We start from the raw sequence: 25,903 nt of genomic DNA, 5'->3' as shown, positions 1-25,903 counted from the left end.
TATCGCACGGGCTAGGTCGAACCCACGTCACCCGATGACGATATCCGAGTGCGCTCTTAGCTCGGTCCGTACGTTGTGTCCGAGTGGGTCGAGAATAACTTTGACCCCTTCTCGACGCACAAACTTGAACGCGGGAACGAAGTCAGAGTCCCCAGTAACGACGACCACTGCACGGACGGTTTCTCGTAATGCGAGTCTGGCCATGTCTAGGCCGATTCGCATGTCGACCCCTTTTTGGGATAAATCCAGATCAAAGTCCGCGTCGACCAAAGGTCGCTGGCTGACAGTCAGTTCCCGGGCGACGCGCGGCTTAATTCGCCACTTTTCTTTCGATAGCCGCGTTTCCCCCATCCTCAAGGCAAAATGCGGCTTAAGGACGAGCTGGTCGTAAAGCGACTGGCTCAAACGAAATCTTTCTGTGGTTGCGAGCTTCAGCGGAGTCCGGGAAACAGGCCTTGTCAGAGCCTCGGACGACGGCGGCGCATCATAGTAGTAAATGCGGAGCAACTCGTAATCAGAAACGGCTGGTAAGTTTTGCAGACGTTCGCATTCGTTAACAATCTCATCAGCGCTCGCGTGATGCCCATGCTTTTCGAACAATTTCTTCGTCAAAAAGCCTCCATCCAAAAGGATGGCGTATAAAGACCGATACAAGTGAATTGCTCATAAAAATGGAGCCGGCTCACTCCCTAGGCTTTCGCCGCCGCTTAAGCGGTTTGTCGGAATGAAGCCGGCTCGCTGGTTTATGCCGGGGCTGCAAATCAGCCGCATCTAAATATATGCGGCTTGCAATCCTGGGATCAAGTTAAACCTGCCCTACGCCGTCGCCGGCTTCTCCGCCGCCGGCCGCATCGCCTGCTCGCGGGACGGCACCATTACCGCCGCCTCGCCGTCCAGCACCACCTTGCCGTCGACAAGGCATTCGCATTTGAGCTTGGCGCGACGGCCCTTTTCGACGAGCTCCACCACCTCGACCACGACCGTGATCACGTCGCCGATCTTCACGGGCGCGCGGAAGTTCAGGGTTTGCGAGAGATAGACGGCGCCCGGGCCGGGCAGATACATGCCGATGACGGTCGAAATCAGTGAGGCCGTGTAGAGGCCGTGCACGATGCGCTCGCCGAAGCGCGTCTTTGACGCGAAATGGTCGGAGAGATGGATTGGATTGCGGTCGCCCGACAGATCGGCGAAGGCGATCACGTCGTCGTCCATTACCGCCTTCATCAGCGTCTCGCGCATGCCGACGCTCAGGTCTTCGAAATAATAGATTTTGAACGGCGTCGACATGTAGTCACCAGATCGTTTGACGGGGCGGGCCAGGGGCCCATTTCCCCCCTTTTACCAGAAAACTTCGCTTGCCAAAGCCACAGGACGCGCGCCCGCCAGCTCTGTCAAGCGCGCGAGCGCGTCGCGATCGACGGCTCCGCCATTCGGGCGCAGCTCCTCGGCGTGCACCCCATCGGTGACGAAGACGCAGTCGAGCCCCGCCATCCCGGCGCCCGCAAGGTCGGTCAGCGCGCCGTCGCCCATGGCGAAGACCCGGCCTTTATCGACCGCGCCGCCCCGCAGCGCGGCCAGGCGTTCGAGGGCGGCGGCGTAGATCGGCGGATGCGGCTTGCCGAACATCAGCACCTTGCCGCCCATCGCCGCATAGCGCTCGGCGAGCGCGCCCGCGCAATAGACGATGTCGCCGCCGATGGCGACCACAATGTCCGGATTGGCGCAGAGCATGGTGAGATCGCGGGCTTTCAGCGCCGCGAGCCTTTCGTCGTAATCCTGCGGGATTTCCTCGCGCTCGGCGAAGAGGCCGGTGCAGACGACGTAGTCCGCCTCCTCGGGGGAAACCTTCGCGACCGGGGCGCCGAGGCGGCGGCCTGCTTCCTCGAAGAGGCCGTTGTCGCGCGGCGGGCCGAGATGATAGCAGGCCTGCCCCTTGCGCGAGACGATCTCGCGCAGCGTCAATTCGCCGGCAGAAACGAGATCGTCGAAGGCGTCCTCCGGCAGGCCCAGGCCCAAAAGCTGCCGACGCACTTCGGCGTCCGGCCGCGAGGCGTTGGTGATGAGCACCACCCGCCCGCCCTGCGCGCGGAAACGCTGCAAGGCGTCGGCGGCGCGCGGGAAATGCTTCTTGCCGTCGATGAGCACGCCCCAGACGTCGCACAGCAGCGCGTCATAGCGCCCGGCAAGCTCATGCAGACCGGAGAGCATGGGGACGTCCGTCAAAAGCGCGCCTCCAAAAATGCGTCGGCGTGGGCTTTTTCCGCGATCGGAAGGAAGTCGCCCGACTGCTCGTCGAGCGCCAGCAGCTTTCCATCCGAGACGCTGAAAAAGGCGCCGTGGAGCGTGAGATAGCCGCGATGCTCCAAAACCTGCACCATAGGGAAACTGCGCAAATTGATGAGGGTCTGCTTGACCGACTCGAATTCGAGCCGATGCAGATAATCCTTATCTTCGGGATCGGGCGCCTGGCCGAGCCGTTCGGCGGCGGGCGCGAGCATTTTGATCCAATCGCCGACGAAGTCGCTGTGGCTCAGCCGCGGCGTCTCGGGATCGGCGGCGATCATCGCATAGGCCTTCACGCCGCCGCATTGCCCGTGGCCCAGCACGACGACGTGCTGAACTTCCAGCGCCATGAGCGCATATTCGAGCGCGGCCGACGCGCCGTGGAAGTGATCGTCGGGCTCGTAAGGCGGCACCAGCGCCGCGACATTGCGCAGGACGAAAAGCTCGCCTGGCCCCGCGTCGAAAATCGACTCGGGGTCGACACGCGAATCACAGCAGCAGATCACCATGGTCGTCGGTTTTTGACCCTCTTCGGCGAGCGCGCGAAAACGCGCCTGCGCCGAGCGGAAGCGGCCGGAAAGAAAAACCTCGTATCCTTCTATAAGGCGCGGCGGGAGGCCGCCCTTTTTCGCGGGGCCGGGTGCGGCTGCCATCGATTGTTTCCGAGATGTGAATGGCGGAGACGCCTCTTATTGTGTAGACCAGCCGGCACGGCAAGAAAAAGATGAACCTACCACGCGAGCGAGCTCAAAGATGATTTCGAAACTGAAACGCAGCGTCCTGGCCATGCCCGGCTCCAACGCCCGCGCGCTGGAAAAAGGCAAAAGCCTTCCCGCCGACGTTTTGATGTTCGAGCTCGAGGACGGCGTCGCCGAGGGCGCCAAGGCCATGGCGCGCGAGCAGGTCGCCTCGGCGGTGACGGGCGGCGGCTACGGCCAGCGGCAGGTGGTGGTGCGCGTCAACGCGCGTGGGTCGGAATGGTATAAGCCCGACATCTCCGCGATCGCGCCGACGGGGCCGGACGCCATCGTCATCCCCAAGGTCAATTCCCGCGACGACATTCTGAAAGCCGCCGCTGATCTTGTCGCGGCCGGCGCGCCCTTCAAGACCAAACTCTGGGCGATGATCGAGACGCCCCGCGCCATCTTCGACATCGAGAAGATCGCCAGCGCGTCGGACGATCCGGCTTCGCGCCTCGAAGTGCTGGTGCTCGGGCCCAATGACATCGCCAAATCGACCCGCGCGCGCCTGACGCCGGGCCGGCCGGCGCTGGTGTCGTGGCTCTCCGCCGGCGTGCTGGCGGCGCGCGTGCACAATATCGAGATCATCGACGGCATCTACAACGATTTCAAGGACGAGGCGGGGCTGCGGCGCGAGGCCGAGCAGGGCCGCGACATGGGCTTCGATGGCAAGATGCTGATCCATCCCAGCCAGATCGGGCCGGTCAACGAGATCTTCGCGCCGAGCGCCGAGGAAGTCGATTTCGCCCGCAAGATCATCGCCGTCTTCGACGAGCCGGAAAACGCCGAGAAGGGCGTGGTGCAGATCGACGGCAAGATGGTCGAGCGGCTCCATCTCGACATCGCCCGCCGCACCCTGGCGCTGATGGAGGCCGCCGGCTGACAAGCGGACGCCGGCGCATTAGCCTGTTTCGCGCGCAATCTGCGTACTTTATACCTGCTTCACCATGGGGTGAAACGCAGCGAGGACGATCAGCATGGCGGCGCCTGAATCAGAGGTGACGAAGGATCAAGCTTCCGAGGTCGAGACTCCTGTGGCGACGCAGGCGCAAGTCCCGCCGCCGCGCCCGCCGGGGAAGCGGCGCTCAGGAGGCGTTGCTTCCAAGCTTGTCGTTTCGACCCTGGCCTTGCTGGTCGCGCTGGGCGCCGCCGGCTATGGCGCGCTGACCTTCCGGAACGTGGACCCGCGCGTCGGCGAGGTCGCGACTCAAATCGACGCGGGTCTGGTCGCGGCGCAGGGCGCTGTCGATAAAGCGCGGGGATTTCTCGACGATCTGACCGGATCGACCAAGCCCGCGCCCAAGGCGCCCTCGCGCCACGCCTTGCTCGACAAGGCGCCGCTTGCCCCCGCGCCCACCCCGGCTCCGGCTGAAACCGCGCCCCCCGCGCCGCCGGCCCCGGCCGAAGCCGTGAAGGAGCCTGAAAAGCCGCTCGAAGCGCCTCCGGCCGAAGCGAAGCGCGTCGATATTCCTGAGCCCGCTCAAAAGCCTGTCGAAACCGTCGAGGAGGCGCCGGCGCCTTTGCCGCCGCCTGCCCCTGCCGCGGCGCCGGTCGAGACGCTGAAGCCCGCGCCCGTCGCCAAGGGCGAGGCCCGCGACGCCGACGGCTTCACCGACCGCGACCTCATTTCCGCGCTCGAAGGCCGCATCGAAGCCATGAGCGACGAAATCCAGGCTCTGCGGCAGAAGCTCGAGGCGCCCAAGAGCGAAGCGCGCGCCGCTCCCGAGACCGAGGTGTCCAAGGCCGAGGTGTCCAAGGCCGAGGAGACGCCGAAGCCCGCGCCGGCGCCGGTCGTCGTCCCTGCCGTCGACACGGCGAGCGCCACATTTGTGGTCGCTTTCGCGCTTCAGCGCGATCTCGAGGCCGGCAAGCCCTTCTCTGAGGAAATCGCGGCGCTTGCCCGCCTGAAGGCGGAGCCCGCGCCGGCGCCCGTATTGATCGAGCTCTCGGAAAAAGGGGCGCCGACCGGCGCGCAGCTTCGAGAGTCCCTGCGCGGGGTCGCCAAGAAGCTCGAAGCGCATGAGGCCCATCCCGGGGCGGCGCATGAAGGCGGCAATCTGACGGGACAACTGCTTGAAAGCGCAAGCAAGCTCGTGAAGGTCCGGCCGGCGGGAGAAGCTCATCCGGAAAGCGTCGCCGGCAAGGTTCAGCGTCTCGAAACCGCGCTGGCGCGCAATGATTTCGCCGACGCAGAAAGCCTTTACAACAGCCTGCCGGACGAGGCCAAAGCTGAATCCAAGGAATTCGGCGAAACGCTTCATCAACGCAGCGAGGCGGCCAGGGCGGCCGATGATCTGCTGCGGAGCGCCATAGCGGCGATCGGCAAGAAATAAGCGGGAGCGAGGGTCATGCTATTCGTTTTCTTCTTTATCCTCGCCCTCGCCGCCGCCGCCTACGGGCTTGAATGGCTGATTCAGCAGCCCGGCTCGTTGACGCTGGAATTCGCCGGCAATCATATCGAGACCTCGATCCCCGTCGCGATCGGCGGCCTGCTGGCGCTCACCGCCGCCGTCATCCTGGTTTGGGCGATCGTCATCGCGCTGGTGCGGCTTCCCGGCCGCGTGGCCGGCGGCTCGCGTGAGCGGCGCAAGGCGAAGGGGCTCGACGTGATCTCGCAAGGCTTGATCGCCGTCGGCTCCGGCGACGCCGCGCGCGCCCGCAAGGCCGCCCAGCTCGCCGAGAAGCTCCTGCCCGAGGAGCCGCTGACCCAAATGCTCGTCGCCCAGGCGGCGCAGCTCTCGGGAGACCGCGCGACGTCGGCCAAGGCCTTTCACAAGATGACGCTGAAGCCCGAGACCAAGCTTCTCGGCCTGCGCGGGCTGCATATCGAGGCCAAGCGCCGCGAGGACGCCGAGGCGGCGGCGCATTTCGCCAACGCCGCCCATGAGATCGCGCCCCTGCCCTGGGCCGGCTCCGCCGTGCTGGAGCATCTTGCCGCGGCCGGCGATTGGGAGAAGGCGCGCGAGGCGCTCGAAAAGAGCGTCAGCGCCAAGGCGATCGACCTCGCTTCGGCGCAGAAGCTGCGGGCGGTCATCGAGACGGCCATGGCGGTGTCGCGCGAACGCGAGCACCCCCATGACGCGCTGCATCTCGCCCGTCAGGCCCTGAAGCGCCGGCCGGGCTTCGTTCCCGCCGCCGTGACCGCCGCGCAGGTGCTCATCCGCCACGGCGATTACAAGCAGGCGGCCAAGCTCATCGAGGGCGTCTGGACCGCTTCGCCGCATCCAGAGCTTGCGGCCCTCTATCTCGAAGCGCTGCCGGGAGAATCGAACAGCCAGCGCGTGGCGCGGGTCGAAAAGCTCGCCAAGCTTGCGTCCCAGGCGCCCGCAAGCCGCCATATCGTCGCCGAGGCGGCGCTCGCGGCCCGCGATTTCGCCAAGGCCCGCGAGGCGCTCGCGCCGCTCGTCGCGGAGGGGCAGCATCCGAGCGCTCATACCTGCCTGCTGATGGCGGAAATCGAGGACGCCGAGAACGGCCAGAGCGGACAGGTGCGCGAATGGCTGGCGCGCGGCAGCCGGGCCCCGCGCGATCCTGCCTGGATCGCCGATGGCGTTGTCTCCAAGCACTGGCTGCCGATGTCGCCCGCTACGGGCCGGCTCGACGCGTTCGAGTGGAAGACGCCGCCGCATTCGGCGCCGCAACTCGCGGAGGAAGGGCGCGCCAATATTCCTGCCGCTTTCCTGGCCGCGCCCGTGGAGAAGCCCGCGGCGCTGACGGCGGCTCCCGCCGAAACTAACGCGTGATACTATTTCTGTTTGAATAGCTCGCATGGGGCTTGTCATTCCCGGCGGGCTGAAAGCCCGACCGGGAATCCAGAGCCGCAAAAGCGCCGGTTTTGCTCAGAGCCCGTCATTGCGAGCGAAGCGAAGCAATCCAGGGCAGCGATGCGGCACTGGGTTGCTTCGTCGGCTCCGCCTCCTCGCAATGACGGCGGTAATTCCGATCGCTCGTTTTGCCGGGATTAACACCCAACCAATCAAGCGGATCCCGTATGACTTTGGGCGACCGCCGAAATCAGCCGACGCGGTGGCGATCCGCGCGGCGGATCTGCACGTAAAGCGCGCCTTCGCCCCCGTGATGGCGCGCCGCTTCGCCGAAGCCGACGACGACGTCGCGCAGGCTCGGCGCCTGTAGCCACATGGGCACGACGCGGCGCAGCACGCCGCCCTCCTCGCGCGAGAGGCCTTTGCCGGTGACGATGATCGCGACCTTGGCGCCCTCCGCCTGCGCGCGGCGCAGGAAGGCGTTGAGCGCGCGCTGGGCCTCGTCCTGCCGCATTCCGTGAAGATCGAGCTTCGCCCCGACCTCGAGCCGGCCCCGCTTGATCTTCACCCGCGTGCGATGGTCGATCTCGACGAGAGGCGTCGCGGGCTTGGGCGCCGGCGGCCGGTCGCGATGGGCGACCGGCGCGGGGGCTTTTTCACGCACCGGCTCGGGAGCGCTTGCCGGCGCGGGCGGCTCTGCGACGGGCGCGGGCCGCGCCCGGAAAGGGCGTACGCTGGCAGTGACAATCGACCAAAGCTCGGACTCGGCGCGAGTCAGCCGGCGGGAATAGCGTCGCCTGTCGTCGCTCACGGCGATGGGTCCTTTTTTGGTAGGAAAACGTGGAAATCAGCCTCATGCCGGACGCGGCCCGCCAGCGCGCCGGCGCGCGCGCCCGAACCGAAAAACAGATCGGCCCGAGCCGCGCCTAAAATCGCCGATCCCGTATCCTGCGCAATCATCAGCCGCGCGAAATGGGTCGGCGCCTCGCTCTCCCAGGGAACGTCCGCGGCGATCCAGAAGGGGAGGCCGTAACACCAGATCGACCGATCGACGGCGATGGAGCGCAGCGGCGTGAGCGCCGCGCCTTCGCCCCCGATCGGCCCGAGCGCCCGGTCTTTCGATTCGTCGACGCGGAAGAACACATAAGACCTGTTTTTCTGCATCAGCCTTCGTCCAGGCTGACCGGGGCCGACGCCCATATCACGCAGAGCAGCCTTCAGCCCTTCGAGCGACATCGCGCCTTCGGGCATGAGCCCGCGCTCGATCATCAATCGGCCGACGGAGGTGTAAGGCCAGCCGTTGCGGCCGTCATAGGTGAGCGCGCGCGCGGTTCCGTCCGGAAACCGTAATCGGGCGGAGCCTTGCACCTGAATGAGGAAGAGTTCGACCGGGTCTGCGACATAAGCGAGCGGGATCGACCCCGTCGCCGCCCCCTCTTCCTCGATCTCGCGTCGAGGCGGATAGGGAATGAGGCTCTCATCCCTCAGACGCCGTGCGCTCGTGAGCGCCTCCCCGGACGCTAGGGAAAGCGGCGCGTCGTTCAATGTGACGAGATCGGACGGACGCGAGAGCGCCGGCGTTTCGAAACCGGGCTCGGGGGCGCGGCGGGCTTCGACCTCCGGCTCGTAATAGGCGGTGACAAAGCCCCTTTTGGCGAGGCGAAACGGCTCGAACCAGCGCCGAAAGAAGGCGGCGCCCGACTCTGACCCTTCAAGCGCCGCGCGCGCCGCGGCGATCAGCTCCGGCGGCGGCGGACAGGCAGGCCGCTGTTCCTGTGCGGCTTCGAGAATGCGCTCGGCGGAGCGCCGGAAGACGGGAAAAGCGGCGTCGAGATCGTCCTCGCCAAAGCCCGCAATCGCATCGAAGGCGACCGGTTCGAGATCCGACGGCGGACGCACGAAAATCACACGGCGCGGGTGGCGACGAGCTTCCAATTCGGGTCCGAGGCGCGCGGATCGCGTGCGAAGGTCCACAGCTCTTCGACCGGCATGGTGGCGCCGCCTTCGATGACTTCGCCCGCCTTGTCCTTGCGGATATTCATCAGCCGCACGGCGAAACGGACGGTGATCTCATTGAGGCGCGGCGCGGCGCTGGCGGAATCGACCAGCGCCGAATCGATGGCGACGATCGCCGTCTCCACGGCCTCTTCGACCGCCTCGCGCCGCGCGATCTCGCCGGCGAAACCGTCGAAGACGTCCTTGGCGAGCAACGGGCGCAGCGCGTCGCGGTCGCCCTTGGCGAAAGCGCCGACGATCATCTCATAGGCGCGGCGCGCGCCGTCGACGAACGCCTTGCCGTCGAAGCGCGGATCGGCGGCGGCGATGGCGTCGAGGCCCGTGATCGCCTCGGCGCGATTCTCGGCGACGCCCTTCCAGCGATCCTCGGGCCGCACCGCCGGCAAATCGTCGGCGGGCGCGGCGCCCGGCAGCGGGGCTGGCCCCACCGGCGCGCGGCGCGGCTCGAATTGCGTGGGCGGGGGCGCGTCGCGGTCGACGCGCATGCCGAGCACGGAGCGCAGCTTCCACACTACGAAAATGGCGAGCGCCGCAAAGACGATCAGCGACGGGTCGAAAGGTTCGCCGCTCGGCGACATTGGTCACTCCCGGATTCTTCTCTTGTCGGCTAACATGTCGCCGCTCACATGTCACGAATCAAGGCCGGCTCCGCGCCCAATCGGGCGTGCGCGGCCAAGCGTTTGCGCGCGCGGGAGTGTTTCACGAGTGACCGACAGGACGAAGCTCATCGGCTTGGCGCTCGGCCTTTGGCTCGCGCTCGAAATTCTGGCCTTCGCCTTCGTCCTGCGCGCGATCGGGCTCCTCGCCGCGATTCTTTTGGGGCTCGGCACGACCGCGCTCGGCCTTGCGGACGTCAAGGGGCTCCTCGCCGTCTGGCGGGAGCGCGGAAAATGGCGCGCCGAGGGCGCCATGCTCGATGGGGCGGTTCAGGCGTTCGCGTCTTTCCTATTGATCTTGCCGGGCTTCGCCTCGGATGTCGCAGGGCTCGCGCTGAAATCGCCGTCCGTGCGCTCTGCGGTGCTGAGCCGCATCCGGAACCGTGGGAGGAGCCCCCACAAGCCGGCCGGCCCGCAGACCATCGACCTCGCGCCGCACGAGTGGAAACATCTCACCAAAAGCGGCCGCCCCAAGCGCAAGCGCAAGAAGCCGGATGAGGGCGGCAAGAGCGGCGATTGGCAGCGAGAATGACTGTCTGGCGTCGCGAGCCCCAAATACCCCCCCGGCCGTCATTGCGAGCGACGCGAAGCAACCCAGGAGCCGTAATGGCTGCCCTGGGTTGCTTCGTCGCTTCGCTCCTCGCAATGACGGCTGGCAGCGTCGCAATGACGGCTGGTCGCGCGCTCAGGCTTAGAGCCAGTGATCTCTCCGGCCTTTTCTCCGCCCTAACTTCGCACTAGCTTCGCTCCAACTGCGAAGGACTTGATTCCCATGGCCACGATCGACGCCGTCCTGAACACCATCGACGCGAATCTCCCCGCGTCGACCCAGCGCCTCTTCGACCTTTTGAGCATCCCCTCGGTCTCGACCGACCCCGCCTATACCCAGCATTGCCAGCGCGCCGCCAATTGGCTGGCGGACCAGCTCAAGGGCCTGGGATATACGGCCGATGTACGCGAGACGCCCGGCCATCCGATCGTCGTCGGCCACGCCAAGGCGAAGCGCAAGGATGCGCCGCATGTGCTGTTTTACGGCCATTACGACGTGCAGCCGGCCGATCCGCTGGGACTTTGGGAGTCGGACCCCTTCGCGCCGCGTCTCGTGGCCGGCAAGGACGGCGACGAGATCGTGGCGCGCGGCGCTTCCGACGACAAGGGCCAGCTCATGACCTTCGTCGAGGCCTGCCGCGCCTTCGAAGCGAACGGCGGCCTGCCCTGCAACGTCACTTTCCTCTTCGAGGGCGAGGAGGAGACGGGCTCGCCTTCCCTCCCCGGCTTCCTCGCCGCCAATAAGGACGAGCTGTCGCGGCCCGACATTGCGCTCGTCTGCGACACCAGCATGTGGAACGCGACCACGCCGGCGATCACGGTCATGTTGCGCGGCCTGGCGCAGGAAGAAGTTTTCATCCGCATTGCCAGCCACGATCTGCATTCGGGCATGTTCGGCGGGCCGGTGAACAATCCCGTGCATGTGCTCGCGAAAATCATCGCCGATCTGCATGATGACGAAGGGAGAGTGACGCTCCCGGGCTTCTACGCCGGCGTGCCCGAAATCCCCGAAGACATTGCCGAGCAATGGCGCGCACTCGATTTCGACGAGGCGAAGTGGCTCGGCGAGATCGGCCTCACGCGGATCGGCGGTGAGAAGGGCCGCGGGATATTGGAGCAGATTTGGGCGCGGCCGACCTGCGACGTGAACGGCGTCGTCGGCGGCTATACCGGCAAGGGCTCGAAGACGGTGCTGCCGGCGGAAGCGTCCGCCAAATTCTCCTTCCGGCTTGTCGGCAAGCAGGACGCCAAAGCGGTGCTGGAGAGCTTCCGCGCCTTTGTGAGGGAGCGGTTGCCGGCCGACGCCAAGGTCGAGTTCATCAACCATGGCGCCTCCAACGCGCTGCAGCTTCCCTTCGGTTCCGAGGCGCTGAACCGGGCGCGGCGGGCGCTCAGCGAGGAGTGGGGCAAGGAGGCCGCGCTGACCGGCTGCGGCGGCTCGATCCCGATCGTCGGCGCCTTCAAGCGCGACCTCAATATGGATGCGCTGATGATCGGCTTCGCGCTCGACGACGACCGCATCCATTCGCCCAATGAGAAATACAGTTACACGTCCTTCCACAAGGGCGCGCGTAGCTGGGCGCGTGTGCTGGATGCATTGGCCTCATGAGGCTCAGCCGAAAGGCAGGCGCTCCCCGCGCGTCCCGATTTGCCGGCAATCGTAGAAGCGGTTTTTCTCGAAGAGCGGCGCGTGCTTGCCGGGCCGCTCGTCTTTCACGAATGCGCAATTCTCGAAAACGCACGCGACCAGCCGGCAGTCGCTGAAGAGGCAAGCGCCGCCGAGATTGTCGAGTTCGAATCGGCAGCGCGTGAAGGCGCAATCGAGCAAGTCGACGCCCCGGAATGAGCAACCGCGGAAGACGCAGTCCTCGAAACTCGTGCGCGAGATGAGGGCTGTGTTGAACGGCTCCCAGTACCAGCTCATCCGCGTGAAACTGCAGCCAAGAATGACGCCCCCGACGCTCGGCCGGGAGATTTCGAAACCCTCGAAGCTGCAATAGGCGAAGACGGTCTCCGTCGGCAGGGACGCGAAGCGCCCGCAGCTCTCCGTGAACTCTTCTTGCTGGACCAGCGCCATCTCACCCATCGCTTCCTTCCTGGCGAGGGGATGATCGGCGATGGCGAGCCTCCGCGCCTTGCGCCGCCACACATGAAAAACCCCGGCCGGGCTCGCGCGCCGACCGGGGGCCTTGATAGCTTGCGATGCCTTAGCGGGCGATCATCACCGCCGTCGAGAGGCTGCGAACCGCCGCGTCGCGCGTGGAAAGCGACGGGAGGCCGAAGCGTTCCTCGATCAGCTTCAGCACGGACGTCGTGTCATGCGCCTGGCTATCGACGCCGGAGCGGCGGAAGCGAGCGGAGATGACCAGCGCCGGGATGCGGGTGCCGGGGCCCCATTGATCGGACGGCGCCGATTTGTCGGCGTTGTGGGGCGGCGGCGGCACATGGTCCCAGGCGCCGCCGAATTCGTCATAAGTTATGACGATCAGCGTCTTCTGGGCGTCCGGGCCTTTGACGATCGCGTCAACCAGCGCGACGAGATGGTTGCTGCCGGTGGATTCGCTCGCATAGCCGGGGTGCTCATTGTCCGCGCCCAGCGGCTTCACGAAGCTCACAGCCTTGAGCTTTCCGTTCTTGGCGGCGTCGATGAACTCGGCCTCGTCGAGCAGATGCGCCTTGCGCGCGTCCGTCCCCGGCGCGTAGGCGGCGAAATAATTGAACGCCTGATGGTGATACTGGAAGTTCTTATCCGGACAGCGGAGCACGCCGCCGATCGTCTGCGGGTTGGCGTTGGGGTCGGCGCAGACGCCGCCGGCGCCATTCGTCCAGCCCTTGCCGCTCGTGTTGCCCTCGGCGTTGTCCCAGCCGCCGGAATACCAGGCCCAGTCGGTGACTTTATCGGTCAATAGATCGCCGATCGTCTTATCGGCGAGCGGCGGCAGGCGCTCCGCGTCGGCGGTTCCGGGCGCGTAGGGCCACGCCCTGGGCTGCGTGGTGTTGACCACATAATCGCCGCAGGCGACGCCGGCGGGCGCAGGCGGCAGCTTCGCGGCATTGCGGGCGTCTCCGGCGCAATAAGCGGTCAGCGACCTGTCGCGAAGCTTCGCCGCCGTCGCGGCGTCCGTCGAGGAATAGAGCGGCGTCTTGGTGGGCATGCCGTTGGCGTCGACGACAGAGTGAAGGTCGTTGCCGGAGCCGTCGGTCACCGGATTGACGAAGACCGGCGTCCTCGCCGCGATCAGCCACTGATGGTTGAGGAAGGAGCCGCCGAAGGCCGCCTGGAAGAAGTTGTCCTCGACGACATATTTCGGCGCGCCGGGCTGGTGCAGATATTCATAGATCGGCAGCTTGCGGGTGTCGTAATAGCCCATGACGAGACCCATGGCGTTGCTGCCGGTGACATAGCGATTCTGCTGGCCGCCATTGATCTGATACTGCTCGGAATAGAAATTATGCACGATGTCCCGCGTGCAGCCGCCAGCCAGTCCCTGGCCTTTCGCCACGCCGTTCGACGCGGAGACGCCGGGCGCCGGGCAGGTTGTGTCGATCGCCGCGATATAGTCGTCGATCTTGAACGGGCGATTGTAAAAGGCGCTGTTGATCGGCGAACCGGCGCCCGCTGTATTATCCGTGCAGCCTGTGGCGAGCGGCGCGGGCGACGTGAGATTGGCGTCGTTCTGCGGCAGGCAGAGATAGGGCTTGGAGCCGTCGGCGGAGGACCGGATCTGCGTCCACCAGGGCGCCGGCTGGCCGGAATGCTCGACATCTTCGAGCGCGCGCAGGCCGTTGACCTCCCGCTCGCCGACCTCGCCCCAGAGCCCATAGAGATTATCGAAGCTGTGGTTCTCCTGGTAGATGACCACGATCTTGTCGAAATCGCCGAGCCCCCCGTGGTCTTCTTCCTGGGCGGCGGCGGGCGCCGTCGCAAGCGCGGCAAGGCCCAGCGCGACCTTAAAGAATTTCATAATGCTAGCCTTTTAACTAAGCCCGGCCGAGTTTTAGGCAGCCTCCATATCGGGTCTGCGAACCGGCGGCCAGAGCGTCAAGCTCGACGCCTCTGCCGCGACGTTCCGCCACTCGCTTTCCGGCTTAGGATGGGCTATGTAAGAAAACGTCCAAACAAGGCGCTGGGCAGGACGGGGCCGGCAGTCTGGGTTTGATGGGCGTCAAAGATCGAGGGTTGGGTCACATGGTCTATCGGCGATATTTCGAGGCGGCCGTCTCCCGTCTGAAGGACGAACGCCGTTATCGCATCTTTGCGCATCTCGAGCGCGACGTTGAGAGCTTTCCCCTCGCCCGATGGATTCGAGACGACGGCTCTATCGAAAACGTCACCGTATGGTGTTCGAATGATTACCTCGGCATGGGCCAGCACCCCGAGGTCATCGACGCGATGGTGGAGACCGCCAGCAAAGTCGGCGCCGGCGCGGGCGGCACCCGCAATATTTCCGGCACAAGCCACGCGATCGTGGAGCTGGAGCGCGAGCTCGCCGACCTCCACGGCAAGGAAGCGGCGCTCGTCTTCACCTCGGGCTGGATTTCCAATCTCGCGGCGATCTCGACCATCGCCGACCTGCTGCCCAATTGCGTGATCCTCTCCGACGCCTCGAATCACAATTCCATGATCGAGGGCGTGAAGCGGTCGCGTGCGGAACGGAAAATCTTCCGCCACAACGACCTCGCCCATCTCGAAGAGCTGCTGATCGAAGCCGGCGACCGGCCGAAGCTCGTCATCTTCGAGAGCCTCTATTCCATGAACGGCAATGTCGCGCCTGTCGCCGAGATTGCCGCTCTCGCCGAGCGTTACGGCGCCATGACCTATGTGGATGAAGTCCACGCGGTCGGCATGTATGGCCCGCGCGGCGCCGGCATCTGCGAGCGCGAAGGCGTCATGGGCCGCATCGACGTCATCGAGGGCACGCTGGCCAAGGGCTTCGGTGCCATGGGCGGCTATGTCGCCGGCGACGCCGCGGTGATCGACGCTATTCGCTCTTATGCGCCGGCGTTCATCTTCTCTACCGCTTTGCCGCCGCCGGTCGCCGCCGCCGCCTGCGCCGCGGTCCGGCTGCTGAAGCGCCGCTCCGATCTGCGCGCCGCGCATCAGCGCGCGGCGCATATCACCAAACATGCGCTGGCCGCCGCCGGTCTTCCGGTGTTGGAAAACGGCTCGCATATCGTGCCGGTGATGGTGCGCGAGGCGGAGCTGTGCAAGGCGGCGAGCGATCTGCTGCTCACGCGGCACAATATCTACATCCAGCCGATCAACTATCCGACCGTCGCCAAGGGCTCCGAGCGCCTGCGCATCACGCCGACGCCTCGCCATACGCACGATCATATTGCTCACCTCGTCGAAGCAATGGTCGATGTCTGGCAGACGCTCGGGATCGCCTTCGCCGAGCCGCCGTCGCATCTCCATGTCGACGAGAAGAGCGCCGAGCGCTGCACCTATCCGGAGATCAAGCTCGCGGCGCAGTAATACGGTCGCTCGTCTAAGATCGTCGTGAAATCCGAGCCCCAGGCTGTATGCAGCCTGGGGCTTTTCGTTGCAGCGGATCGCTCGTTGTCACGCCCGCCGCCCGCGACGCGAGCGCTCGCGGCGTGCTACGGTCTCCAAGCCTTGGGCCGGGCCATATGGTTAAAAAACCGTGTGATTGATTAGAATTGTCCCGTGCAAGTTCAAATGGGGTTAGGCGGCGTGGTGTCCTCTATTTTCGACACGAACTGGCAACCACATCGGCAAATGGGGCCATCGCAATGAGCCGTCTTCATTATTCCTTCAACAGCGGTGCGGCGGCCGCCGTGGCGCAACCGGAGCCTGAGGAAGCGCGCGTCCTTCGCGCGCCCCGCCGGTCGAAGCTCAGGAACCGGCAATATCTGAGAAGCGTGATGGAAAATCTCGGCCTTTTCGCCTTCGGCTTCGGCGCGTCGAATCTCGTGATCCATTTTGCCTTCGGCTTCTTCTATGGCCTACCCATGTCGAGCCTGTTGCATATCATTTCTAATATGAAATCCGTTTGGTAGGGCCGTCACTCCCGGCGCTCGCAAAGCTAGCGCTTGGGAATCCCAAACAAAACCAGCGGTTTTGCGGCTCCCGTCGGGCTTTCAGCCCGCGGGAATGGCTAAAGCCTTAGTTCGAGGCGGGCCGCGCGCTAGCCGCCGAGGCCGAAAGCCGCGAGCGCCGCCATATTCACGATCTCCGTGTCAGTCGATCCGAGCTGGACGATCTGGATGGGCTTGTCGAGGCCGACGATCAGCGGGCCGAGGACGGTGGCGTCGCCCAGTTCCTGCAGCATCTTGGTCGAGATCGCCGCCGAGTGGAAGGCCGGCATGATGAGGACATTCGCCGTATCCTTCAGCCGGGAGAAGGGATAGGCGCTCATCAAATCTTTGTTGAGCGCAATGTCGGCGCCCATCTCGCCCTCATATTCGAAATCGACGCGGCGCTGGTCGAGAACGCGCACCGCCTCGTGCACGCGCGCCGTGCGTTCGCCCGGCGGATAGCCGAAGGTCGAGAAAGCCAGCATGGCGACGCGCGGCACGAGGCCGATGCGCCGCGCGACGCCCGCCGCCTCGATCGCGATTTCGGCAAGCTCTGTAGCTTCCGGCAATTCGGTGATCGCCGTATCGGCGACGACCACAACGCGGCCTTTGGCGAGAATGAGCGACACGCCGATGACGCGATGTCCGGGCTTCTGATCGACGACGCGGCGCACTTCTTCCAGCGCATTGGAGAAATTGCGCGTGACGCCCGTCACCATGGCGTCGGCGTCGCCGCGCGCCACCATGGCGGCGGCGAAATGGTTGCGGTCCTGATTGATGAGGCGCTGGCAGTCGCGGAACAGGAAGCCCTTGCGCTGCAGCCGCTCGAACAGGAACTGCGCATAGACGCCGTTGCGTTGCGACAGCTTCGCATTGTGAATCTCGATGCCGGGAACGAGCTCCACGCCGGCGTTGGCGGCGTTGGCCCTCACCCGATCCTCGCGCCCGACGAGCACCGCCTCGCCCAATTCCTGATTCACATAAGCGACCGCCGCGCGGATCACCTGTTGCTCCTCGCCTTCGGCGAAGACGACGCGCTTGGGCTCGCGCCGCACGCGCTCATAGATGGTCTGCATGAGGCCCGCGACCGGATCGCGTCGCGCCGAGAGTTCGGCGCGATAGGTTTTCATGTCGATGATCGGACGGCGCGCGACGCCCGACTCCATCGCCGCCCGCGCCACCGCTGGCGGGATCACCGAGATGAGGCGCGGATCGAAAGGCGCGGGGATGAGATAGTCGCGGCCAAAGCGCGGTCGCGCGCCGCGATAGGCGTTGGCGACTTCGTCCGGCACGTCCTCGCGCGCGAGATCGGCGAGCGCTTGCGCGGCGGCGATCTTCATCTCCATGTTGATGGTCTTGGCGCGCACGTCGAGCGCGCCGCGGAAGATGTAGGGAAAGCCCAGGACATTATTGACCTGGTTCGGGTAGTCCGAGCGTCCCGTGGCGATGATGGCGTCCGGCCGCGCCGCGCGCGCTTCTTCCGGCGTGATTTCCGGATCGGGATTGGCCATGGCGAAAATAATCGGGTCCGGAGCCATGGATTTCAGCATGTCGGGCGTCAGCGCGCCCTTCACGGACAAGCCGAAGAAGACGTCGGCGCCCTCGAGCGCCTCGGCGAGCGTGCGCGCGCTCGTCTCGACGGCGTGCGCGCTCTTCCATTGGTTCATGCCGGCTTCGCGACCGCGATAGACCACGCCCTTGGTGTCGCAGAGCGTGACGTTGCGGTGATCGAAGCCGAGCGCCTTGGCGAGATCGAGACAGGCGATGCCCGCCGCGCCGGCGCCATTGCAGACGAGCTTCGTATTTTTGATGTCGCGGCCCGTCAGCAGCAGCGCATTGATGAGGCCGGCGGAGGAGATAATCGCCGTCCCATGCTGGTCGTCATGAAAGACGGGAATATCCATGAGCGCGCGCAGGCGCTCTTCGATCACGAAACACTCGGGCGCTTTGATGTCCTCGAGGTTGATGCCGCCGAAAGAGGGCCCGAGATAGCGCACGGCGGCGACAAATTCGTCGATCTCCTTGGTGTCGACTTCGAGATCGATCGAATCGATGTCGGCGAAGCGCTTGAACAGCGCCGCCTTGCCTTCCATCACCGGCTTCGCCGCGAGGGGCCCCAGATCGCCGAGGCCCAGGATCGCCGTGCCATTGGTGATGACCGCGACCATATTGCCGCGCGTGGTGTAATCGAAGGCGAGCGTCGGGTCTTTGGCGATGGCGTGCACGGGCGCGGCGACGCCCGGCGAATAGGCGAGCGACAAATCGCGCTGCGTCGCCATGGGCTTGGTCGACACGACGGCGAGCTTTCCCGGCCGCCCGCGCGAGTGGAAGAGCAGCGCCTCCTTGTCGGTGACGACGGGACGATCGCTCATGCTCTCATTCATGTTCCGCAAGCCTTTCCGATTGCAGCGCCTTCGGCGGCGCAGCATAGCGGGGCGGGGGTGGGGATCACAAGCGTCTGAAACGCGATGGACGGGTCTCTCGTCGAAAAGAATGCAAGCAATGTGTTGCGAATGTGCAACATGGCAAGAATAGATGAGACGGCCTTTGTTAGCCCACCTTGCGCCAGCTTGGCTGTGAGGATTACTCCCTAAAGCCATGCGGCGGAAAGTAAAACGATCGGCTCTAGCAGCGCGCCTGGTGCATGCGCTGCTGATCGTTTGCCTTATTCTCAGCGTCGCGCCGCGCGTTTTCGGCAATCTGCTCTGGGCTGCTGGCGCGCCGCGTGTGGGCGTCGAGCGTACTGTCGCGCCCCAAAACGCCATTTGCGAGCGGCGAGAGCATGCCGGCGATCAAACGGATCATCATGCGGATGGTCTCGACTGCTGCGTTTTTTGCCGCTTCGACAGCGATAAGGATTTCCTGCGCCTTGGCCTCGTCCCGGCGATTGTCTTCCTTGTAGAGTTTCCTGACGCGCCGACGGCGCTCGAATTCCCAACGGTGGATATTCCGCCCGCGCCGATACAGGGCGCGCTGACCGCTTGGTCCGCCACGGCGCCGCCGACGATTTAGTTCTTTTCCTGCGTCGATCGATCGCGCCTCCGAGGAGACGCCGCCCGATACGACAGCAAGCCGCGCCCCGAAGCGTTCTCAATCATCTGTGGCCCAAGCGATCGCGTGATCGCATGGCGCAGCGCTTCTGGAGCGTTCTTTCCTGTTTCGAGATACGAAAGCTTCTTCCCATGTGCCGGAAGTCTCTAAGCGCGGGCGCGTCGCTGCTCGCTATCGCCATTGTCGCGAACTCTCACGCCTACGCGCAACAAAATCTGCCGACGATCGACATCGGTGGGCAACGTCAAAAACACACAGGCGGAAGGCCTGCGGGGGCCGTCCCAAATCGACTGGCGCTGAACGGGCCGAGCGCCGCGCCCGCCTCTTCGCCGCTCGTCAGCGCGCAGGCCGCGCCGGGCTTCAGCCCCGAAAAATTGAAGCTCCCCATTTACCGCGAGCCAACCGGTCAGACCGTCACGGAAATCAGCGCCAAAACCTTCGCCGAACAACCCTTGGGCACGGTCGGCGACATGCTTCGCTACAGCCCCGGCGTGTCCTTCAAACAGGGCAATGGTCCAAGGGATATGACCATTTCGATCCGCGGTTCGGGGGCCAGGGTCGGCGGCGCGATCCAAAGGATCATTCTTTTGGACGACGGCTTCAGAATGGCGATGCCGGATGGCTTCTCCCGCGCCGACTGGGTCGATCCTCACGCCTATGCCGGCTTCGACGTATATCGCGGGCCGTCTTCGGCTTTGTTCGGCAATTTCGCGGTTGGCGGCGCGATCAATTTCCGCACGCGCAGCGGCGCGGAGATCAATGGCGTCGAAGCGGGGAGCGAAGGCGGCAGCTTCGGCTACGTCAATAATTACGTGACCATCGGCAAGAAAATCGGCAAGCTCGATTTCGCCGTCTTCGCGAGCGACATGCGGCTCGAAGGGTTTACACTCAACAACAACAGCAACACGCAAACCGTGAATCTGCGCGCGACTTATGAGGTGACGCCGCAGGATAAGGTGACCTTCAAATTCATCCATAATCAGCTCTATGGCGAGCTGCCGGCGCGCTTGTCGCTCAACCAGTATTATGCGAACCCCTTCCAAAGGGGGTGCAACGCCATTGCCCCGGCTCTGGGCGTCGCGAACCAATCTTGCGGCGGCACGAGCCTGTTCATCAACGGCGTGAATGGCGCGTCGCTTCCCATCACCGCAACGCAAAGCGGCTGGTTGCGCAACGATCGTTTCGACGCGCTCGGCTTGCGTTGGGAGCATGAAGTCGACGCCAGCACCGTCATCCGCACGACCGGAATCTATTACGACAAGGAGTTCTGGCAGCCGATCGACACGCCGGTTACCTACGCCAACGTCCCTGGGGTGGACATCCGGACGGATGTGACGACTCTCGGCCAATTCCTCGGGCGCGATCTGCGCAACAATGTGGAAGTCTATTACAACAGCAGCCGGTTCACGACCAACACCAAGCCTCTGGCCATGTTCGGCCCGGGCAATGTGATGCCGCAGCCGGTCAACAAGCTGGACGCGCTCGTCTCCAATTTCGGCTCTCGCTTCCGTTCGGAATATGCGCTTACGCCGACTCTCACTGCCGTCATCGGCATGGACGTCGAGGCGAGCCGAAACAATTCGCAGTCCGACAACCTCGGCTACGCCAACGTCGGCAACCCGTTTCTTCCGACGAGCTTCAGCACCGTGAAGTTCAGTGATCTTTGGGTGAACTGGGCGCATGAGGCTTCGCTCACCTGGCGGCCGAGCAGCGAGTGGCAGGTGCGGGCGCGCACGTCGCGCGGCTTCGGCACGCCGAATTATTTGGCGTTTTTTGTCGACCAGCAGGGCAATATCGGACCGAACACCGGCTTGAAGCCGCAAACAAATACGGGCGTCGACGGCGGGATTGTCTGGACCCCGAACGACAAGCTCACCGTCTCTTTGACCGGCTTCTATGAGTGGTGGACCGACGAGATTCTGGCCCAGCGGCCCGGCGCCGGCAAATTGACCTACCAGTTCAACGCCCCCGGCTCCGTCCATCGCGGCGCCGAATTCGCGGCCGATTACGAGCTGCGGGAGGGATTGAAGTGGCTCGTGAATTACACCTACAACAATCAGGTCTTCACGAATTACATCGAGCAGAGAAACAGCGGCGGCGGCGCGCCCTACAGCGCCAACACCTACTATCTGAACAGAGCCGGCTATAAAGTCCCCAACGTGCCTGCCCATCAACTAACGACGCGGCTGACCTACGATCAGCCCACCGGGGACTTCAAAGGGCTCGGGGCTTTCATCGAGTATATCTACCAATACTCCTACTATATCGACAATGGAAACCAGCTCACCATCCCGAGCTATGGGCTGGTGAACCTCAACGCCCACTACAAGCGGGAACTGTCGGACAGTTTCCTCAAGGAGTTCACCGCCTTTGTTCAGGTCAATAATGTGCTGAACCAGAACTGGGTCGCGGGGGCGACGAACCTCACCAATACGCTGTTGTACGGCTTCCAGGCCCCCGGTTCTTATCTGGCGCAGAACGCCACCGGTTCGATTTACGCGGGCGCCCCGATCAGCGTCCAAGGCGGCGTCAAAGTGAAATTCTGAACGCGTGCAACGGCGGGCTTTGCCGAGTCCGTCATTGCGAGCGAAGCGAAGCAATCCAAGGCGGCGATGCGGCCCTGGATTGCTTCGTCGGCTCCGCCTCCTCGCAATGACGGCGGTGAGTCCCTGTGTGTTCAAACGGCGCGAGCGTCGGGAATGACGCCGACCCAATCAAGCAAATTACGCCAAACACTTAGGCCTCATCCTGAGGAGCGAGCGAAGCTCGCGTCTCGAAGGACGAGGCCGCCTCGGAGGTTTGCCAACAAGCTGACGGCGGGCTTTGCCCGAACTTTGCGGCGAAAACGAATTCCGGCGCTCCTCACGCTACCTCCTCCTCTTGCCACGCGCCGAACAGCTTTCGCGCCGCTTCCGCCGGCAGCGGCTTGGCGAAGAGATAGCCCTGCATCTGCGTGCAGCCTTCCTTGCGCAGATGCGCGAGCTGCTCTTCCGTCTCCACCCCTTCCGCCACTGTCGCCACATTCAGACACTGGCCAATTCCCGTCACCGCGCGAACGATGGCGACGCATTGAAGGTTGGTCGGCAGCTCCTGCACGAAGGAGCGATCGATCTTGATTTTGTCGAAGGGGAATGCGCGCAGATAGAAGAGCGAGGAATTACCCGTTCCGAAATCGTCGAGTGAAATATGCACGCCCAGGGCGCGCAACTGGTGCAAGATCGCGAGATTGTCGCGGCTCTCCACCAGCAGGACGGACTCGGTGATCTCGAGCTCCAGGCGGCTCGCCGGCAGACCGCTGGCTTCCAGCGCCCGGACGACCGATTGGACGAGGGTCTCGGACTTGAATTGCGCTGGCGAAAGATTGACGCTCAGGCGCGTCGCCGGCGGCCAGTGCATGGCTTCGAGGCAAGCGCGGCTCAACGCCATCTCGCCGATCGGGATGATGAGTCCGCTGGCCTCGGCGATGGGAATGAACTCCGCGGGAGAAATGGACCCGCGCGTCGGATGGGTCCAGCGCAGCAAAGCCTCCATCGCGACGATCCGGCGGCTCTCGATCTCGGCGATCGGCTGATAATGCACGTCGAAGGCGTTGTGCATCAGCGCGTCCCTGAGATCCGCCTCCAAGACGCGGCGACGTATCAGCGCCGCCGCCATCCCCGCGTCGAACAGCCGATAGGCGCCGCCGCCGGCCTGCTTGACCTGATAAAGCGCAATATCGGCGTATTGCAGCAGCGTGTCGGGGTCGCTGGCGTGCGCCGGGGCGATGGCCACGCCGACGCTCGCGTTCACCAGCACGTTTTGGCCGTTGATTTTGAGCGGATGGCCGAGCGCGCCGACGATTTTTTCGGCAAACTCGCCGGCCTCGTCCGGCGAGGTGAGACCGGCTTGGACAAAAGCGAACTCGTCACCTCCGAGACGGGCGACCATGTCCCCCGGCCGCAGGATGTCGGAGAGCCGCTCCGCCACGGCGACCAGCAATTGGTCGCCCGCGGGATGCCCCAGCGTGTCGTTGATGTCCTTGAAATCATCGAGATCGATGTAATGTGCGGCGAGGGCCTCGTCAGGTTGCAGCGCCTCCAGGCTGGCCGCGAGGCGCATGCGAAACTGGTTGCGGTTCGCAAGACCGGTGAGCGAATCGTGAAGCGCCATATGGGCGATGCGCGCCGAAGCCGCGAGCTGCTCGGTCACGTCGACCACCGAGACGAGGACGGCGCGGCGGCCGTCGAAGTCGAGCTCCCGAGCGTGAATTTCCAAATCCCGACGCCGCCCGTCGGCGGAGCGCCCCTGCCAAATTCGATCTGCGCTTGCGTCGCCCGGGATTCCTTGGATGCCCGGAAGGTGCGGGTGTTCTTTCTCCTCGAAAAGAGCTTCGAGAGTGGCGTCCAGGAGGCGGTCGCGTGAATGGCCGAAATGCCGGACCGCCGCGTCATTGGCTGCGAGAATGCGCCTGCTTTGTGGATCGTGCACCCACATGGGCATGGGGTTTTCCTCGAACAGCAGCCGGAAATATTCCTCTCGGGCTTTGAGCCGGGTGACGTCGGTCAAGGTGATGGCGATGAGATCCGCGCCCATCGGGGCGGCGCTGAGGCGCAAATGCCGGGGCGACTCCGGGAGCGGCCCGGCGATCTCGAATTCGTCGCCGCGCCTGTTCTTCGACAATTCGATCAGCCGGGCGAGCGTGCCGTCGCGCGCAAAAGTGGGGGCCGCCTCGGACAGGCGCCGCCAGCGAAGCGCCGTCTCCGAATCGCCAAACAGTCGTGCGGCCCCGTTATTGAGGCTCAGAATGCGGAAATCCGAGATCGCGTCCGCGGGGTCGTCGAAGACGGCCGCGAGCGTGACGAGACCGTCGTCGGTCGCGCGGTAAATGGCGTCGACGACATTGTGCGCCTCCGCTCGTTCGCGCGAGAAGACGAGGAAAACCGTCGCGCCTTTTCTGGTCGACAAGGGGAAGATGACAACTTCGCGGCTCGTCGCGAGACCGTCCCGCAGCCAATGCAGCACCTGCATGGCTGGCGCGCGTCGCTGCGTCGCGAGGGCCGTAGCGTCACGTAAGCACGCGGCGCAATATTGATCGATCGCCTCCAGGGCCGTGCAGCGCAGCTCCTGGCCGAGCCAGCTCTCGATCGACCTGCCCGCATAATAGATTTCGAGGCCGCCGCCGCGCCCCTCCCCCATGAGGCCGAGATCGTCGGCGAGCGTTCCGAGACTCCCCAGAGCAAGTTCCTCGAAGCGTGGGAATTCAGACGGCTTATCTGTCTGGCAGCCCCAGCTCACGCACAGCTCGCGGACTTCCTCGAAGTCGCTCAGCACTCCATAAGCGGCGGATATGTCGTCCGCCGAATCCATAGACATCATGACGCCGCACCAGAAATCGATCGGAATTTAGCCTGAAGGTGTCGGCGGGAGTTGAAAAAAACGTAAATATTCCAGCGCGTTGTTGAACATACTGCGTCGCAATAGTGTCACAAAGCTTGGCGGTAACGGGCGGGGCCGACGAAAATGTGCGCGGCGCCCTTCCCAAGCGCAAAGGAGGCGTTTAATTGAGACGTCTGAAGCCGGAGCTGAGCGCGCTTTCTCTTCCCGGCGCCGGGGCGTTCCCGAACCCCCAAACCATTGCGCCCGGTTGCGCCGGACATCACTGCGGAGGCTCGGCGCGGCTCAAGACGATTTCCCGATAGCCCGAGCTCATGACCGCCGACCGCCTGAAAGAACCCCTTCACGCCGGCATTCCCGGCTGTCTCTGGATCATCCGCTTCGACGCGCAGGGCCGGGCCGAGCCGGGCTCGGCGGCCGATCTCGACGCGCTCGGCAAGGCGCGCGAGGGCTTTGTCTGGCTGCATCTCGATCTGACCGACGTGCGCGCACGGCCGCTCATCGGCCGGATCGAGGCGCTCTCGGACAGCGCGCGCGAGGCGCTCCGCGATCCGATCGATCACCAATATCTCGAATATTCGGAAAACCTGCTGAGCGGCGCCCTGCTCGATCACGAGCGCACCCTCGCCGGCCCGGCCTCGCGCACGGATTTCCTGCGCTTTGCGATCGACGAAAGCTTCCTGGTGACCGCCCGGCGGCGGCCGATGAGCTGCGTCGACGCCATCCGCAGCGCCGTTGGCCGCGGGACGATCGTCGAGTCGCCCTTCGCGCTTTTCGAGATGATGACGACCCATATCGTCGACGAGCTGAGCAGGACCGCGAACAACATCGGCCTCGCCTTCGATCGCGCCGAGGATTTGATCATCGACGCGCGCGGGCGCGATGCGCGGCCTTTGCTCGGCGCCGGGCGCCGCGACGCCGTGCGGCTCTCGCGGCAGATTGGCGGCCTTGTCTCGACGCTGGCGCGCCTCGAAGACATCGAGGACGATCCCAATAGCGCCGCCGACAATGCGCTGCGCGAGACGGCGTCACGGCTGGTGCAGCATACCGAATCGCTCGCCCGCGACATGCAAACCCTGCAGGATCGCGCCCGCCTGCTGCAGGACGAGCTGAACGCCATTCTCAATCTCGAGACCAACGACCGGCTCTATGTGCTGACCGTGGTCACGACGCTCTTGCTGCCGGCGACCTTCGTCACTGGTTTTTTCGGGATGAATCTCAAGAATCTGCCTTTCTCGGAAAGCGAGGAGGGCGTCGTCTACGCCACCATCGTCTGTATTTTTGCGGCGGGACTTGTCCTGCTGTTGATGCGACGCTGGGGCCTCACCGATTCAGAGGGCGCCGAAGAAAGCCGGCCGCGCGGCTCCAAGCCGCCGGCGCCGCCGGCCGACACCAGCAGTTACTGAAGCGGGCGCGATCGGCGCTTTACATG

The 25,903-nt window shown here is 64.7% G+C and carries 21 protein-coding genes; 10 read left to right on the top strand and 11 right to left on the bottom strand.

Annotation, left to right across the window (positions count from 1 at the left end):
• Window positions 1–27: 27 nt before the first annotated feature.
• From QMG84_RS00970 to QMG84_RS00955, 4 genes are all read right to left on the bottom strand, one after another.
• Entirely contained in the window at window positions 28–612 is a 585-nt protein-coding gene (locus QMG84_RS00970; protein ID WP_281929822.1) for an NYN domain-containing protein, read from the bottom strand.
• Between the two features lie 204 nt (window positions 613–816).
• Complete coding sequence (locus QMG84_RS00965; RefSeq protein WP_202070917.1) at window positions 817–1,287, bottom strand: MaoC family dehydratase; 471 nt, start codon at window positions 1,285–1,287, stop codon at window positions 817–819.
• 51 nt (window positions 1,288–1,338) lie between these two features.
• Complete coding sequence (locus QMG84_RS00960; protein ID WP_281929819.1) at window positions 1,339–2,223, bottom strand: TIGR01459 family HAD-type hydrolase; 885 nt, start codon at window positions 2,221–2,223, stop codon at window positions 1,339–1,341.
• Window positions 2,220–2,936, bottom strand: a complete 717-nt coding sequence (locus QMG84_RS00955; RefSeq protein ID WP_281929817.1) for a carbonic anhydrase — start codon at window positions 2,934–2,936, stop codon at window positions 2,220–2,222. The genes QMG84_RS00960 and QMG84_RS00955 overlap by 4 nt, the downstream gene beginning before the upstream one ends.
• 100 nt (window positions 2,937–3,036) lie before the next feature.
• Between QMG84_RS00955 and QMG84_RS00950 the strand changes: the two genes are divergently transcribed.
• The 3 genes from QMG84_RS00950 (at window position 3,037) to QMG84_RS00940 (ending at window position 6,766) form a co-directional block, all read left to right on the top strand.
• Entirely contained in the window at window positions 3,037–3,906 is an 870-nt protein-coding gene (locus QMG84_RS00950) for an HpcH/HpaI aldolase/citrate lyase family protein (protein WP_281929815.1), read from the top strand.
• A gap of 94 nt (window positions 3,907–4,000) precedes the next feature.
• The gene (locus tag QMG84_RS00945) at window positions 4,001–5,356 is read left to right on the top strand and encodes a COG4223 family protein (RefSeq protein WP_281929813.1); all 1,356 of its coding nucleotides are present in this window, start codon (window positions 4,001–4,003) and stop codon (window positions 5,354–5,356) included.
• Window positions 5,357–5,371: 15 nt separating this feature from the next.
• Window positions 5,372–6,766, top strand: a complete 1,395-nt coding sequence (locus QMG84_RS00940) for a heme biosynthesis protein HemY (protein WP_281929812.1) — start codon at window positions 5,372–5,374, stop codon at window positions 6,764–6,766.
• 271 nt (window positions 6,767–7,037) lie between these two features.
• Here QMG84_RS00940 and QMG84_RS00935 read toward each other — a convergent pair whose 3' ends face one another.
• The 3 genes from QMG84_RS00935 to QMG84_RS00925 are packed head-to-tail and all read right to left on the bottom strand — an operon-like array spanning window position 7,038 to window position 9,381.
• Window positions 7,038–7,598, bottom strand: coding sequence for a Smr/MutS family protein (locus QMG84_RS00935; protein WP_281929811.1), 561 nt, complete (start codon window positions 7,596–7,598; stop codon window positions 7,038–7,040).
• On the bottom strand, window positions 7,595–8,722 hold the full coding sequence (mltA, locus tag QMG84_RS00930) for a murein transglycosylase A (protein WP_281929809.1): 1,128 nt from the start codon (window positions 8,720–8,722) through the stop codon (window positions 7,595–7,597). Before mltA ends, QMG84_RS00935 begins: the two co-directional genes overlap by 4 nt.
• Window positions 8,692–9,381, bottom strand: coding sequence for a Tim44/TimA family putative adaptor protein (locus QMG84_RS00925; protein WP_281929807.1), 690 nt, complete (start codon window positions 9,379–9,381; stop codon window positions 8,692–8,694). The genes mltA and QMG84_RS00925 overlap by 31 nt, the downstream gene beginning before the upstream one ends.
• Window positions 9,382–9,508: 127 nt before the next feature.
• Here QMG84_RS00925 and QMG84_RS00920 point away from each other — a divergent pair, with 127 nt between their 5' ends.
• Both QMG84_RS00920 and QMG84_RS00915 read left to right on the top strand, forming a co-directional pair.
• Window positions 9,509–9,991 (top strand): FxsA family protein, encoded by a 483-nt coding sequence (locus QMG84_RS00920; protein ID WP_281929805.1) that lies wholly within the window; start codon window positions 9,509–9,511, stop codon window positions 9,989–9,991.
• 240 nt (window positions 9,992–10,231) lie between these two features.
• A complete protein-coding gene (locus QMG84_RS00915) occupies window positions 10,232–11,617 on the top strand; it encodes a M20/M25/M40 family metallo-hydrolase (RefSeq protein ID WP_281929803.1) in 1,386 nt (461 codons plus the stop codon).
• A 3-nt stretch (window positions 11,618–11,620) separates the two neighbouring features.
• Here QMG84_RS00915 and QMG84_RS00910 read toward each other — a convergent pair whose 3' ends face one another.
• Window positions 11,621–12,094, bottom strand: a complete 474-nt coding sequence (locus QMG84_RS00910) for a pentapeptide repeat-containing protein (protein ID WP_281929801.1) — start codon at window positions 12,092–12,094, stop codon at window positions 11,621–11,623.
• A gap of 121 nt (window positions 12,095–12,215) precedes the next feature.
• Window positions 12,216–13,973 (bottom strand): alkaline phosphatase family protein, encoded by a 1,758-nt coding sequence (locus QMG84_RS00905; RefSeq protein ID WP_281929799.1) that lies wholly within the window; start codon window positions 13,971–13,973, stop codon window positions 12,216–12,218.
• 224 nt (window positions 13,974–14,197) lie between these two features.
• On the opposite strand from QMG84_RS00905, the gene hemA reads away from it, so the two are divergent.
• Both hemA and QMG84_RS00895 read left to right on the top strand, forming a co-directional pair.
• Window positions 14,198–15,484, top strand: a complete 1,287-nt coding sequence (gene hemA / locus QMG84_RS00900; protein WP_202070929.1) for a 5-aminolevulinate synthase — start codon at window positions 14,198–14,200, stop codon at window positions 15,482–15,484.
• 278 nt (window positions 15,485–15,762) lie between these two features.
• Entirely contained in the window at window positions 15,763–16,029 is a 267-nt protein-coding gene (locus QMG84_RS00895; protein ID WP_281929798.1) for a hypothetical protein, read from the top strand.
• Between the two features lie 128 nt (window positions 16,030–16,157).
• Here the strand turns inward: QMG84_RS00895 and QMG84_RS00890 are convergent, their stop codons facing one another.
• On the bottom strand, window positions 16,158–18,419 hold the full coding sequence (locus QMG84_RS00890) for an NADP-dependent malic enzyme (protein WP_281929796.1): 2,262 nt from the start codon (window positions 18,417–18,419) through the stop codon (window positions 16,158–16,160).
• Between the two features lie 226 nt (window positions 18,420–18,645).
• Here QMG84_RS00890 and QMG84_RS00885 point away from each other — a divergent pair, with 226 nt between their 5' ends.
• Both QMG84_RS00885 and QMG84_RS00880 read left to right on the top strand, forming a co-directional pair.
• Window positions 18,646–19,059: a hypothetical protein gene (locus QMG84_RS00885; RefSeq protein ID WP_281929794.1), complete on the top strand. Its 414-nt coding sequence runs from the start codon at window positions 18,646–18,648 to the stop codon at window positions 19,057–19,059.
• Between the two features lie 170 nt (window positions 19,060–19,229).
• Window positions 19,230–21,644, top strand: coding sequence for a TonB-dependent receptor family protein (locus tag QMG84_RS00880; protein ID WP_281929792.1), 2,415 nt, complete (start codon window positions 19,230–19,232; stop codon window positions 21,642–21,644).
• Window positions 21,645–21,960: 316 nt separating this feature from the next.
• Here QMG84_RS00880 and QMG84_RS00875 read toward each other — a convergent pair whose 3' ends face one another.
• A complete protein-coding gene (locus tag QMG84_RS00875; protein WP_281929791.1) occupies window positions 21,961–24,453 on the bottom strand; it encodes a putative bifunctional diguanylate cyclase/phosphodiesterase in 2,493 nt (830 codons plus the stop codon).
• A 332-nt stretch (window positions 24,454–24,785) separates the two neighbouring features.
• Here QMG84_RS00875 and QMG84_RS00870 point away from each other — a divergent pair, with 332 nt between their 5' ends.
• Window positions 24,786–25,877: a CorA family divalent cation transporter gene (locus tag QMG84_RS00870; protein WP_281929790.1), complete on the top strand. Its 1,092-nt coding sequence runs from the start codon at window positions 24,786–24,788 to the stop codon at window positions 25,875–25,877.
• Window positions 25,878–25,903 lie beyond the last annotated feature (26 nt).

Source organism: Methylocystis iwaonis, assembly GCF_027925385.1.
Classification (GTDB): domain Bacteria; phylum Pseudomonadota; class Alphaproteobacteria; order Rhizobiales; family Beijerinckiaceae; genus Methylocystis; species Methylocystis iwaonis.
The sequence above is the reverse complement of the archived record's forward strand: the minus strand, read 5'-3'. Positions and strand labels throughout refer to the sequence as shown.